This window comes from Stappia indica (assembly GCF_020177335.1).
GTDB lineage: Bacteria > Pseudomonadota > Alphaproteobacteria > Rhizobiales > Stappiaceae > Stappia > Stappia indica_B.
Map to the genome: position 1 here is coordinate 454268 of NZ_JAIVMG010000001.1, position 13948 is coordinate 468215.

Genomic DNA, 13948 nt, shown 5'->3' on the forward strand with positions numbered 1-13948 from the left:
ATAGAATAGATCGACCGAAACCGAGGAGCCCAGTCCATGTTGACCCGCAAGCAGCACGAGTTGCTCCTGTTCATTCACGAAAGACTGAAGGAAACCGGGGTTCCGCCGTCTTTCGATGAAATGAAGGATGCGCTCGATCTGCGGTCGAAGTCGGGGATTCATCGGCTGATCACGGCGCTGGAGGAACGCGGGTTCATTCGCCGGTTGCCGAATCGGGCGCGGGCGCTGGAGATCATCAAGCTGCCGGAATCGGTGGCTCCGGGGCTGGCGACGCAGCGGGCACAAGGTTTTTCGCCGGCGGTGATCGAGGGATCGCTTGGGCGGGTGCGTCCGGTCGAAAGCCCTCGGGACGACACGCCGCCGGCGGCCGACACGGTCGCCATTCCGGTGATGGGCCGGATCGCCGCAGGTGTGCCGATCGAGGCGATCCAGTCTCATTCACACACCGTGTCCATGCCGGCGGATCTACTGGGCAGCGGCGAGCATTTCGCGCTTGAGGTGCGGGGCGATTCGATGATCGACGCGGGCATTCTCGATGGCGACACGGTGGTGATCCGCCGTTCCGATGCCGCCGACAGCGGCGATATCGTCGTTGCTCTGATCGATGATGAGGAAGCGACCTTGAAGCGCCTGCGCAAGAAAGGCGCCTCGGTCGCGCTGGAGGCCGCCAACCCGGCCTATGAGACGCGCATCTTCGGCCCCGGACGGGTGCGAATCCAGGGACGGCTGGTGTCGCTGTTCCGCCGGTACTGAGGCCGCTATCGAGCAAAGGCGTGGCCCTTCCGATTCACAGATGGGAGCGGTCCATAAGGTTTGTGTGCCGGCTGCCAGCTGGGGCTTGCTAGCGTGCCTCTCCCGGCTCCGTAGTCCGGTTCCAGGGGCGCTGCCAGCGGTAGCTCGGGGTCAGGTTCAGGTCCGTTCCGCCGGCGCCATCCGCCGTCAGGCGAAGGGCGACGGTTCCACTGCGGCGCAGCCGGTCGGCGTCGAACACCTGACGGGCGGCGCAATCCTCAGGCGCCTGCAGACGGGTGACGATGATATCGGCGCGCTGGCAGTCGTCGGCAAAGGCATCGGCCCGGCGCACCAGGGCGATGATGAGCGGCGGAGAACGGGTTGCCGCGTGGCTCTGTGCCGCTAGCACCTCTTGGGCCGGCCGGTGGCCAGCAGGAGCGACGCCGGCCGGTACCGACGTGGCCGAGTGATGGGCGCCGGCCTGGCGAGACCCGGGCGCGGATGATGCGCTTGCCGTGTGTTCCAGTCCGGATGTCGGCGACGCGGTGTTTAGAGGTCCGCCCGTCGGAGGACCATGTGCCATGCCGGCGCGAGGCGCGGCCTGTCCTGCTCTCGCTCTTGCCCCGACCTCTTCCACTTCCCCAACTGGACCGTAGGCAAGCAGGATGCAGCCGGTGGGATCGCAGGACATGGCCGATTTCGGCACGCGGCGCCGTCGTCGCTCCGCCTCCGGTATTCCCTCCGCCCGCAGCCAGACCTCGCCGAGAAAGCCGGTCGGCCGCATGGTGACATGCAGTGTGCCGTTGCGATCCCGCAGGGCCAGCGACTTGCCATCGTCGGATATCAAGAGATCGGGCGGTTGATACTGCAGGTAGAGAACGAGCGCGGCGGCGAGCGGGAGAAGGCACGCGCGCCGGTAGCCCTTCGGCGCGAGACAGGCCACCAGTCCGGCGAGCACGATCAACAGCGTGGCCGCTGCGGATGGCGCGCCGACCGTGCCTTCGCCCGGCGTGCTTTCTTGCGCCCAAAGGGCAAGCGCCACCACCTGATCGATGGCCGCGCCCATGATGGTAAGCGGCACGACCTCCAGCCCCAGCGGCAGCAGCGCCAGCGCCAGCACCGCCATCGGCATCACCAGTGCCGTGACGATCGGCATGGCCAAGAGGTTGATCAACGGCCCGAGCGGCGCGATCCGATGGAAATGTTGGACACCGATGGCGCCGGTGGCGACACCGGCGATCAGCGACGTCAGGAAGATCGCCCCGAGCCATTTCACGCCCCAGAGCAGCGCCTGCCGAATGCCGCCCCCTTGCGGTTCCTCGTGACGCTCGCGCTGCCGGGCGAGCCGGCGGCGGGTGATCTCCTCATAGGCGGTGATCAGCGCGACCACGGCGGCGAAGGACATCTGGAACCCGGGCTCCAGCAGCGCCTCCGGCGTCACCAGCAGGATCGCGAAGGCAGCGATGGCGACGCTGCGCAAGGTCAGCGAGCGGCGCCCGAGCAGGCGTCCGGCCAGCACCAGAACGATCATCACATAGGCGCGCTGGGTCGCGACCGAAGCCCCGGACAGCACCAGATAGAAGCTCGCGGCAAAGAGCGCGCCCCACGCGGCCCAGATGTCGATGGGGTGGGATTGCGATAGGCGCATGGACAGCGCCAACCCCGCGCGAATGACAAAGAACACCGAGCCGGCGAACAGTGCCATGTGCAGGCCGGAAATGGCGAGGATGTGGGCGAGACCTGCGGTGCGCAGCGCATCGGTGACCGGCTCGGGGATGCCGGAGCGGTCGCCGACAATCAACGCCGCCGCCAGACCGCTGGCCGTCCCCGGCCCCAGAGCCTCGACAATACGCCGGGTCACTGCGGCGCGCAGGCTGGCAATGGCCGCATGCAGGCGCAGGTCCGCCGGCACAGCGCCGAGATCTGCGGGGCGGACGGCACCGAAGACAAAGCCGGTCGCGCCGATGCCGTCGAAGAAGGCGCGGAAGGAGAAATCGTAGCCGCCCGGCATGGTGGCCCGGGGCGGCGGCATCAGCCGCGCCCGCAGCCGCACCGCCGCGCCAACGCCCGGCGCCTTCACCTCCCCGCGCAGCGATACCCGGACGCGGGCGGGGCGCGCCGCCGCGTCGAGACCGCCAGCGGAGACGACACGGAGCACCAGCCGGTACCCGCGTGCGGTCCTGTCGACGTGCTCGATGAAGCCGGCCAGCTCGACGGTGCGCGGCCGGTCGAGCCGTGGCGCCTCCACTGCGCGGGTGCGCACACCGGCAGCCGTCATGCCGGCGAGCAGCAGCGCGGCGATGATCAACCCGGCCGGTGCCTGCCCGGCCCGGCGCAGCCAGAGAGAAAGCCCGGTGAGCAGCCCGGCGAGCAGACCGAGGACGATCACCGAGGGTTCGGCCGGCAGATGGAAGTAAAGGGCGATGCCGAGGCCGAACGGCAGCACCGCCCAGACAAGCCCCTGCCCCCGGTCGAGCGCCTCCGCTACGGCCTGGGAAAAGCGGTGGGATACCGCAGCGCGGCCCCGGCGGGACGGCGATGGGCGCGGGCGCGATGGGCGGGGCCGGAACCGGGCAAGCCCCACGCCCCACCGCTCGCCAAGGCGCGCGGTGGCAGCCACCGCCTCCGGCGCGGCGTCCTCCGCATCCTGTCCGATGGCAGGTGGCCCCCCGGAACGCCCCGACACCTTGCCCCCCTCCCAGCGCCGACCTTGCCAGCACCGCACATTTGTGGCTATGGCCACACCGGCGCCTATGCTACACGGGCGCCGACCTCGCGCCACGCCCAAACGTGCAGCCGGCACGCGGTACGCGGCATGAGGGAGTTCCTATTCTGCCCGCTGCCAGTCGTCCGTCGCCTGTCGTCTGTCGTCTGTCGTCTGTCGCGATCTGAAATTCACACCCGATCACAAGGCCCATCGTTCATGAGCGCAGCCGTCATCACACGTTTCGCCCCCTCCCCAACCGGCTTCCTGCATATCGGCGGAGCCCGGACGGCGCTGTTCAACTGGCTCTACGCCAAGCGCCATGGCGGCAAGATGCTGCTGCGGATCGAGGATACGGACCGGGAGCGCAGCACCGAGCCGGCGGTTGCGGCAATCCTCGACGGGCTGACCTGGCTGGGGCTCGACTGGGAAGGCGAGCCGATCTCACAGTTCGCCCGGGCAGAGCGGCACCGGGACGTGGCCGAACAGCTCATCGCAGCAGGCCGCGCCTACTACTGCTATGCCAGCCAGGAAGAGCTGACGGAAATGCGCGAGAAGGCGCGGGCCGAGGGCCGGCCGCCGCGCTACGATGGCCGCTGGCGCGACCGCGACGCTTCGGAAGCCCCGGAGGGTATCAAGCCGGTGGTGCGGCTGAAGGCGCCGACCGAGGGCGAAACCATCGTCGATGACAAGGTGCAGGGGCGGGTCAGCTTCCCCAACAAGGATCTCGATGATCTGGTGCTGCTGCGCTCGGACGGCACGCCGACCTACATGCTGGCGGTGGTGGTCGACGATCACGACATGGGCATCACCCATATCGTGCGCGGCGACGATCACCTGACCAATGCCGCCCGCCAGACCCTGATCTATCAGGCGATGGGGTGGGATGTGCCGGTGATGGCACATATTCCGCTGATCCACGGTCCGGACGGCGCCAAGCTCTCCAAGCGTCACGGGGCGCTCGGCGCGGAGGCCTACCGGGCGATGGGCTACCTGCCCGCTGCCATGCGCAACTACCTGGCACGGCTCGGCTGGAGCCACGGCGACGACGAGATCTTCTCCACCGAGGAGATGATCGGCTGGTTCGACCTCGACGCTATCGGCAAATCGCCCTCGCGGTTCGATTTCCAGAAGCTGCAGAACCTCAATGGCCACTACATGCGCGCGGCGGATACGGATTCGCTGATGGCCGACCTGATGGCCTTCCTGCCGCATGTGGAAAATGGCCAACCGATTCTGGACTGGCTCGCCGATCCGGCTCACGAGGCGATGCTACGCATGGCCCTTCCCGGTCTCAAGGATCGCGCGAAGACACTTGTCGAACTCATTGACAGCGCGGGATATCTCTGGGCAACCCGACCGCTCGACATCGACGAAAAGGCGGCCAAGCTTCTCGGTGCCGAAGGTGCGCGTGACACCATCGCTGCCCTGCACGCTCGGCTTGCAGCACTGCCCGAGTGGAGCGCGGAGAGCACCGAAGCGGCGGTGCGCGCCTATGCCGAGGAGGTCGAATTGAAGCTGGGCAAGGCGGCGCAGCCCCTGCGCGCGGCACTGACTGGCCGGGGCACCTCGCCTGGCATTTTCGACGTTCTGGCGGTTCTCGGCCGAGAGGAATCACTCGCCCGCCTGCTCGATCAGGCCCAGAGCTGAATTCAAGACAATCTGAAACAAGGAGTGGAAACCCTGGATTCCCCTCGGGAAGCTCTGGCGTTTTCACTCCTTTTCGCCCCCCCTGTGACGAAAGCGTCATGGGCGCGCGCTTGCGGGGGGGCGGCAAATGGGATAGGCAACGGGCACCATTCCTCCCGCCGTGCCACCGGTCCGGTTCCCCGCAAACGGGGCCACTTCCGGCTGTGCAACCGCGCCTTACTCAAATGGGGGTAGCCTGAATGAGCGACAAGACTGCCAAGTTGACGATCGGTGACCAGTCCTGGGATCTCGGGGTCCGTTCCGGATCCGTTGGACCGGACGTCATCGATATCGCGTCCCTTTACGGACAGACCGGTTGCTTCACCTACGACCCAGGGTTCACATCCACGGCTTCGTGTGAATCCCAGATCACCTACATCGACGGCAATGCCGGAACGCTGCTGTATCGCGGCTATCCGATCGAACAGCTGGCCGAGCATGGCGATTTCCTGGAGAGCTGCTACCTGCTGCTCTACGGCGAACTGCCGACGAAGGCCCAGAAGGACGATTTCGTGCAGCGTGTGACCTATCACACGATGATCCACGAGCAGATGAGCCGCTTCTTCACCGGCTTCCGCCGGGATGCCCACCCGATGGCCATCATGGTCGGCACGGTCGGCGCGCTGTCCGCCTTCTACCATGACTCCACCGACATCTCCGATCCGCATCAGCGCATGGTTGCATCGCTGCGCATGATCGCCAAGATGCCGACGCTGGCGGCCATGGCCTACAAGTACCATGTGGGACAGCCGTTCGTTTACCCGCGCAACGACCTCGACTATGCGTCGAACTTCCTGCACATGTGCTTTGCCGTGCCGTGCGAGGAATACAAGGTCAATCCGGTGCTGGCGCGGGCAATGGACCGCATCTTCATCCTGCATGCGGACCACGAGCAGAACGCCTCAACCTCGACCGTGCGTCTTGCCGGCTCCTCGGGTGCCAACCCGTTCGCCTGCATCGCCGCCGGCATCGCCTGCCTCTGGGGTCCGGCCCATGGCGGCGCCAACGAGGCCGCGCTCAACATGCTGGCCGAGATCGGCTCCGTCGACAACATCCCCGAGTACATCGCCCGGGCCAAGGACAAGAACGATCCGTTCCGTCTGATGGGCTTCGGTCACCGGGTCTACAAGAACTATGACCCGCGTGCGCGGATCATGCAGAAGACCACCCATGAGGTGCTCGCCGAGCTGGGCCATCGCGACGACCCGCTGCTGGAAGTGGCGATGGAGCTGGAGCGCATCGCGCTCAGCGACGAGTATTTCGTCGAGAAGAAGCTTTACCCGAACATCGACTTCTACTCGGGCATCACGCTGCGTGCGCTCGGCTTCCCGACCACCATGTTCACCGTGCTGTTCGCCCTGGCGCGGACCGTCGGCTGGATCGCCCAGTGGAAGGAAATGGTCGAGGACCCCTCGCAGAAGATCGGCCGGCCGCGTCAGCTCTACACGGGCGCCGGGCCGCGCGACTACATGCCGATCAACCAGCGTCGCTGACGTCTGGAGCCATTCGGCCACATTTGAAGGGCGCCCCTCGGGGCGCCCTTCTCGCGTTTTGCGGAACAAATGCCTGTGTTTCGGGGCCCTTGCTGCGCGGATGCGACAGAAAAGCTGTTGAAACCGCGCCCGATGCAGTCCCACCAGAACGAATGGCTGCTGAATTTGCGACGATGACGTTACACTGACGCGGCGTCGCTCCGCGTGACCTGGGCATCCCCGCCCTCCTCGCGAAGGAGCACCCGTCAGTTCCCCTGCGCCCGGCAGGAAATCCCACTCACTCATGCTGCCGCCTTTCATGGAGATGCTGTTTCATGTCGACCCGCTCGTTCGTCCTCACCCTGTCCTGTGATGACAAGCCCGGCATCGTTGCCGCGGTGACGACGGAACTGGCCAGCCTTGGCGCCAACATCGCCGAGAGCAACCAGTTCTGGGATCGCCAGACCGGCCGCTTTTTCATGCGCATTGCCTTTACCGCCGGCGAAGACGTCAGCCGGGAGACGGTCGAGCACAGCCTGAAACCGGCGGTCGACCGTTTCGACATGCGCATCAACATCCTTGATGGGGACTACCGCCCCAAGATCATCATCATGGTGTCGCGGTTCGACCACGCCATGCTGCATCTGCTCTATCAGATCCGGGTCGGCTGGCTGAACGCGGAGGTGGTCGCCATCGTCTCCAACCACGAGGGCAGCCGCCGCACCGCCGAGATCGAAGGCATCCCGTTCCATCACTGGCCGGTGACCAAGGCGAACAAGACCGAGCAGGAAGAAAAGCTGCTGGCGCTGGTCAAGGAAACCGGAACCGATCTGGTGGTGCTCGCCCGCTACATGCAGGTGCTGTCCGACACCCTGTCAAAGCGGCTTTACGGCAAGGTGATCAACATCCACCATTCGTTCCTGCCGAGCTTCAAGGGCGCCCGCCCCTATCATCAGGCGCATGAGCGGGGCATCAAGCTGATCGGCGCCACGGCGCATTACGTGACGCCGGATCTCGACGAGGGGCCGATCATCGAGCAGGAAACCGGCCGGGTGACCCATGCGATGGGTCCGGAGGATCTGGTCGCCACGGGCCGCGACATCGAAAGCCGGGTGCTGGCCGCCGCGGTGAAGATGCACCTGGAAGGGCGCGTGATGCTGAACGGACACAAGACCGTGGTCTTCAGCTAACGCCAAAAAACGGCGCGCACCCGGAAAGGGCGCGCGCCGGAGTTCGTTTCCGAGGCGAGAGCACCCGCCAAAACGTGCCGGGGACGACCCCGCCCCCGGCCATCGTTGATCAGCCGTCGAGAGCAGCGACCGCCAGAACCTCGATCAGGTAATGGGGCTTGGCCATCGGCGCCTCGACGCAGACGCGCACCGGCTTGGCGCGTCCTTCCAGCCAGTGATCCCACGCAGCGTTCATGCCATCGTAGTCGCTCATGTCGCGGAGCCAGATCTGCGCCGACAAGAGGCTGTCGCGGCTGCAACCGGCCTCGGCCAGCATGGCATCGATCTTGGCGAACACATCCTCGCTCTGGGCGGTGATGTCGCCATCGACGAGCTGCGACACCTGGCCGGCGAGATACACCGTGTTGCCGTGGACGACGATGCTGGAAAAGCGGGTCTGCGCGCCGAAGCGCTTGACGGTTGAGGTCATGTCAAAATCCCTGAATGGAGGAAGGGGCCGCACATGCGGCAGGAAACGGCGGTCCCGACCAGGGAGGCTGGCTGGGACCGTCCGGGTGAAGGGAGAAAGCGTTGAGCAGGTACGGCGCCGGGAGCGACCGGAAGAAGTCAGGCCCGCAGGCTGGCGGTGACCTCAAGCAGCACCGGCGCGTTGCGTGGCAGGCAGGAGACGCCGATGACGGAGCGCGGGTGCCGGCCGCGCTCGCCAAGAACCTCGGCGAAGATCCCGGAGGCCGCATCCGCGACCTGTGAGATCTCGCCGAACCCGTCGGCCACCGCTACATAGACGCTGATCCGCAGGATCCGGTCGATCCGCTCCAGCGATCCGGTTTCCCGCTCCAGCCACGCCAGTGCCTGCCGGGCGGCGATCCGGGCGCTTTCGCGTGCATCGTCCAGCGAGACCTCACCGCCAACGCGGCCGGCGATGTGGATGGTCTCCGGCCCGGTCTTGGGGATCTGGCCGGCAAGACACAGGATCCGGCCATCGGTGGCGGAGGGAATGTAGTCGAAGACGGTCTCGAAGGCTTCGCCAAGGGCCATGATCACGCTCCTTCCTTGAGCGCATCGCCGCGCGCGCGCGCCTCGCCCTTCGCCCGCCAGCGCTGCACCGCGTAGATCGCGGCGGCCAGCGCCAGCCCGGCCAGTGTCGTCGTCAGATCCGGATGGATCATCAGCGCCGCCACCCCGAGAAGCAGGGCCCGGCCGACAACCGGCAGGCGGGTGCCGCCGATCCAGCCGACGATCATGATCGACAGCGCGCCGATGGCAACGAGACTGCGCAAGACAGTGGCAAGGAATTCCGGGGTCAGTTGCGGCGCCAGCAACTCGGTGTTGGCGACGAACAGGAACGGAATGATGTAGACCGGGATGCCGAGGGCAAAGGCGCTCCAGCCAACCCGGGACGGGGTCTCCCCGGCGATCGGCGCGGCCGCATAGGCGGCGACGGCGAGCGGCGGCGTCACCTGCCCCAGCACGGCGTAGTAGAAGACGAAGAAATGCGCCGCCAGCGGATCGGCGCCCAGCTTGATCAGCACCGGCGCGACCAGGGTTGCCTGGACAATGTAGGCCGGTGTCGTCGGCATGCCCATGCCGAAGATGAAGGAGGCGATCATCGCCAGGAACAGCGCCGCATCGAGATTGTTGCCGGCGATATCGGTCACCAGCGCACTGAAGCGGAAGCCGAGGCCGGAAATCTGCACGATGCCGACGATGATTCCGGCGGAGGCGCAGGCGGCGGCGACGATCACCGCGCCCTGGACACCAAGCTTTATGCCGGTGACGAGACGGGGCAAGGTGATGAAGGTGGAGCGGCGCAGAAACGGCACCGCGAGTGTCGCCAGCACGCCGAAGAAGGCGCTGAAGCTGGCGGTGTAGCCCTTCAGCATCATGCCGATGATCACGGCCACCGGAATGATGAAGGTCCAGCCGGCCTTGAAGGTGGCCCAGGTGGAGCCGCGCTCGCCTTCCTCAAGCGGCGCCAGATCGCTCTTTAGCGCCGTGAAGTGCACCGCAATCAGCAGCGCGGCGAAGAACAGAAGTGCCGGAACGAGTGCCGCCGAGGCGATTTCCAGATAGTCGCGACCGAGGATCGCCGCCATCAGGAAGGCCGCCGCCCCCATGATCGGCGGGGTGATCTGCCCGCCGGTGGAGGCAATGGCTTCCACCGCGCCGGCGAAACGCGCCGGATAGCCGAGCTTCTTCATCATCGGAATGGTCAGCGAGCCGGTGGTCGCCACATTGGCGACCGAGCTGCCGGACATCATGCCCATCAGGCCGCTGGCGATGACCGCCATCTTGGCCGGCCCGCCCCGGCTCGCGCCGGTGGCCGCACGGGTCAGATTGATGAAGAAATCGCCGCCGCCGGCCACCTGCAACACCGCACCGAACATGACGAACAGGAAGATGTATTCCGCCGAAACGCCAAGCGCGGTGCCGAAGATGCCTTCGAAGCTGAAGTACATCTGGTCGACGAACTCGTTGATGCCGACACCGCGATGGGCGAGCGGCCGGAGCCAGTCGACGAAGCGAAGATAGGGGCCGACAAACGCATAGGCGATGAAGGCCAGGCACAGACCGGTGATGGTCATGCCAAGGCTGCGCCGTGTGACCTCAAGAACGACGACGATCGCACCCAGCGCCACGAACAGCTCGAAGGGCGAGGCCTCAAGCGTCCAGGGCGGGCGGACCGAGATGGCCTGATGCTCGACCACCGCATAGCCAATGCACAGGATACCGAGCGCCATCAGCGCGCCATCCACCCAGCGGGGGAAGAAGCGCGTGCGCGCGGGGAACATCAGGATGCCGATGATCACCGCGAACAGAAGATGGACGCCCCGCAGCACCAGGTTCGGCGCGATCCAGAACGGCGATGCGGCGGCGAGGTGAAAGAGGGTCATCATCACCGCAAGCACGGAGATGACGACCACACGCCGGTCCTTCATGGGCCACACGGGCGTCAACCCTTGTCTTGTGCGAGTGTGGATGGCGAAACGGGGATGCCCTGTTCCTTGTAATAGGCCAGCGCGCCCGGATGGATCGGCACGCTCATGCCGCGCCCGACGGTCTCTTCAGAGACGCCGGCCAGAAGCGCGTGAATGCCCTTGAAGTCCTCGCGGCGGGTCCAGATCGCCTCGACCACGGCGCGCGCCAGATCGTCGGGCATATCCTCGGAGGCGAAGAGGAAGGTCGCGGTGCCGACGGTATGGGCCTCCTCGGCCTGACCACCGTAAAGCCCCTTCGGCAGGGTCAGCTTCTCATAGCCGCCGCCGGTCAGCTCCAGGAAACGATCGATGGTGGATGCATCGAGAGACAGAGTGCGGATCGGCCGGGCGGTTTCGGTCTCGCGCACGCTCGGATGCGGGAACAGCGACAGCCACATGACCGCGTCGAGCTGCCCGTTGCGCAGGGCATTGTGCGATTCTGCCCAGCTCAGCTCACGGATCGCGCCGCCATCGGCCTCGATGTCGGCCATGGACATGCCGGCGGCCTCAAGCAGGGTCTTGAAGGCATTCCAGGAGGTCTGGCCCGGCTGACCGGCGCTGACCTGCTTGCCGCGAAGATCGGCGAGCGAGTGAATGTCGGAGGTGGCATCGACCCAGATCTGAATTCCGCTCTGCATCAGGGACATGAGACCACGGGTCTTGCGCACCGGCGCTTCCGGCGTTGCCGGATCCTTGCCGTTCCACGCATCCCAGGCGTTGCTGGCGGAGGTCAGACCGAGATCCGCCTGGCCGGACTGGACCCGCAGGAGATTCGGCCCGGAGCCGCCCGGCTGCACGTCGATGATCGTGTCGGGGTAGACGCCGCGCAGGATGTCGGCAATGCCGGTGGCGACGATGTTGAACACACCGCCCGAGGGGCCGGCACCGATCGCCAGAAAATCCGGAGCGGCGGCAAAGGCCCGACCGCCGGACAGCGGCAGCGCGGCGGCCAGAGCGCCGGCGCCGGTGTACTTGAGGAATGTGCGTCTGTTCAGTGCTTCAACCATCATGGTTCCTCCCTGAAGGCAACGGATCGCGCAAGCGACGCTGCGTCGTTTTAACCGATGCTCTACGGGTGCCGCGTGGCCGCCTTTCCATCAAGCTTAAATTTCTGATGCGAATTTCAGTTTTCCTGAAGCTTCAACCTGAGATCGCGCAACTCTTCCAGGAACGCCAGAACCGCCGGGCTGGGAACCGCACGGGCCGCGCGCAGGATCCCGACCCTCCGTCGTACGTTTTCGTCGGCCAGTGGCAGGAACCGCAGATCCGACACCCCCTGCATGGTCAGCTCCGGCAGGAGGGTCACGCCGACCCCGGCGCGGACCAGCGAGAACAGTGAGGTGTTGTTGCGCACCATCATGCGGGACCCGTCGAGGATCGGTTTGAATTCCGCCCCGGTGATCTGGAAGCAGGTGCCGTTGGCGAGGAAGTCGAGCCCTTGCAGATCGCTCCAGTCGACAGGCGTTCCCCGCCTGGCCAACGGATGATCCGGCGGACAGACCAGCCCGAATGGGTCCGACAGAAATGGCTCGCCGAGCAGTTCCCCGCTGTCGTTGGCAAAGCTCGCAAGTCCGATATCGACCCGGCCGCGGGTCAACTCGCGGGTTACCGCAAGCGAATCCATGTCCCGCAAGTCGATGAAGACCCCCGGCCGTGCGCGGGCAAAGGTCTTGATTACCTCCGGCAGGATACTCGCCGCGACCGAGGGCACCGCAGCGATCCGCACCGATCCGGATTCGGAACGGGCATAGCTCAGCATTTCATCGACCGTGCCATCGAACTGGTTCACGGTCTGCAGCGCTTGCTCGAAGATATGCTGGCCAAGGCCGGTCAGCTTGCTCTTGCGCTCGGTCTCGAACAGAGGCGCGCCGAGGTGCTCCTCGAACTGCTTGAGCATCATCGACACCGCCGAGGGGGTGCGGCCAAGATGGTCCGCAGCCTCCGACAGATTGCCCCGCTGCGCCACCGCCGCGAAACAGCGCAACATCTCCAGCTTGATTGCCATTTCAGGTTTTCTCAAATTCGTTTCAGATATTTGATTTTGACTGAAATCCATCTCCGGGTCGAGAGTGCGCCAACAGTCGCACCGCCGTTTCGGGCGGCGCTTTCTTTTCAAGGAGCTCGACCCCGCCCATGGCAAGCCCGGCCTTTCGCATCGACAATCTTCAGTACGCCAACTGGTCGCGTAAGATCTTTGAACAGATGCGCGCCGGCGGGCTCGACGCTGTGCATGTGACCATCGCCTATCACGAGACCTTCCGCGAAACCGTCGCCAACATGGAGAAGTGGAACCGCTGGTTCGAGCAGCACGGCGATCTGATCATGCCCGGACGCTGGGCCAGCGACGTGCGCCGGGCGCGCGAAACCGGCCGCACGGCGATCTTCTTCGGCTTCCAGAACCCCTCGCCCATCGAAGACGATATCGGCCTCGTCGAGGTGCTTCATGACCTCGGCGCGCGGTTCATGCAGCTCAGCTACAACAACCAGTCGCTGCTCGCCACCGGGTGCTACGAGCGGGAAGACCCCGGCATCACCCGCATGGGCAAGGAAGTGATCCGCGAGATGAACCGGGTCGGGCTCGTCATCGACATGAGCCATTCGGCGGACCGGTCCACCTTCGAGGCGATGGAGATTTCCACCCGGCCGATTGCCATCACCCACGCCAATCCGAAGGCCTGGGCCCCTGCCCTGCGCAACAAGAGCGACGACATCCTGCGGGCGCTGGCGCAGTCCGGCGGCATGCTCGGCTTCTCGCTCTATCCGCATCACCTGAAGGACGGTCCCAACTGCACGCTGGCCAGCTTCTGCGAAATGGCCGCGCGCACGGCGGAAATCATGGGGCCGGCCGCCATCGGCATCGGCTCGGACCTGTGTCAGGACCAGCCGGACAGCGTGGTGGAATGGATGCGTGTCGGCCGCTGGTCGAAGTCGATCGACTATGGCGAGGGCTCGGCGGACAATCCCGGCTTCCCGCCGATGCCGGAGTGGTACCGGGACAACCGGGATTTCGGCATCTTGCGCGACGGGTTGCTGGCGGCCGGTTTCTCCGCCTCCGAGGCCGACGGCATTCTCGGCGAGAACTGGCTGCGCTTCTACGAGACCAACTTCGTTCCGGCAAAGGCTCTTGCCGGCGATCTGGCGAAAGCTGTCTGAGCGCCTTCCCCCTCCAGGGCTGCTCCAGCA

General features: G+C 65.9%; 11 protein-coding genes. 5 read left to right on the top strand and 6 right to left on the bottom strand.

Features of this window, described 5'->3' with window-relative positions; all coding sequences use genetic code 11:
* Window positions 1–36: 36 nt before the first annotated feature.
* Complete coding sequence (gene lexA, locus LC062_RS01975) at window positions 37–753, top strand: transcriptional repressor LexA (protein WP_224909341.1); 717 nt, start codon at window positions 37–39, stop codon at window positions 751–753.
* 88 nt (window positions 754–841) lie between these two features.
* Here the strand turns inward: lexA and LC062_RS01980 are convergent, their stop codons facing one another.
* Entirely contained in the window at window positions 842–3418 is a 2577-nt protein-coding gene (locus tag LC062_RS01980; protein WP_224909342.1) for a ComEC/Rec2 family competence protein, read from the bottom strand.
* Window positions 3419–3655: 237 nt separating this feature from the next.
* On the opposite strand from LC062_RS01980, the gene gltX reads away from it, so the two are divergent.
* The 3 genes from gltX (at window position 3656) to purU (ending at window position 7787) form a co-directional block, all read left to right on the top strand.
* Window positions 3656–5086 (top strand): glutamate--tRNA ligase, encoded by a 1431-nt coding sequence (gltX, locus tag LC062_RS01985; RefSeq protein ID WP_224909343.1) that lies wholly within the window; start codon window positions 3656–3658, stop codon window positions 5084–5086.
* Between the two features lie 239 nt (window positions 5087–5325).
* Window positions 5326–6618: a citrate synthase gene (gene gltA, locus LC062_RS01990; protein WP_224909344.1), complete on the top strand. Its 1293-nt coding sequence runs from the start codon at window positions 5326–5328 to the stop codon at window positions 6616–6618.
* Window positions 6619–6932: 314 nt separating this feature from the next.
* Entirely contained in the window at window positions 6933–7787 is an 855-nt protein-coding gene (purU, locus tag LC062_RS01995; RefSeq protein WP_224909345.1) for a formyltetrahydrofolate deformylase, read from the top strand.
* 109 nt (window positions 7788–7896) lie between these two features.
* Here purU and LC062_RS02000 read toward each other — a convergent pair whose 3' ends face one another.
* From LC062_RS02000 to LC062_RS02020, 5 genes are all read right to left on the bottom strand, one after another.
* Complete coding sequence (locus tag LC062_RS02000; RefSeq protein ID WP_224909346.1) at window positions 7897–8256, bottom strand: RidA family protein; 360 nt, start codon at window positions 8254–8256, stop codon at window positions 7897–7899.
* 137 nt (window positions 8257–8393) lie between these two features.
* The gene (locus LC062_RS02005) at window positions 8394–8825 is read right to left on the bottom strand and encodes a RidA family protein (protein WP_224909347.1); all 432 of its coding nucleotides are present in this window, start codon (window positions 8823–8825) and stop codon (window positions 8394–8396) included.
* Between the two features lie 2 nt (window positions 8826–8827).
* A complete protein-coding gene (locus tag LC062_RS02010; RefSeq protein WP_224909348.1) occupies window positions 8828–10726 on the bottom strand; it encodes a TRAP transporter permease in 1899 nt (632 codons plus the stop codon).
* Between the two features lie 14 nt (window positions 10727–10740).
* Entirely contained in the window at window positions 10741–11775 is a 1035-nt protein-coding gene (locus tag LC062_RS02015; protein WP_224909349.1) for a TAXI family TRAP transporter solute-binding subunit, read from the bottom strand.
* A 113-nt stretch (window positions 11776–11888) separates the two neighbouring features.
* Window positions 11889–12770, bottom strand: coding sequence for a LysR family transcriptional regulator (locus LC062_RS02020; RefSeq protein ID WP_224909350.1), 882 nt, complete (start codon window positions 12768–12770; stop codon window positions 11889–11891).
* A 128-nt stretch (window positions 12771–12898) separates the two neighbouring features.
* Between LC062_RS02020 and LC062_RS02025 the strand changes: the two genes are divergently transcribed.
* Window positions 12899–13918, top strand: a complete 1020-nt coding sequence (locus LC062_RS02025; RefSeq protein WP_224909351.1) for a membrane dipeptidase — start codon at window positions 12899–12901, stop codon at window positions 13916–13918.
* Window positions 13919–13948: the final 30 nt, after the last annotated feature.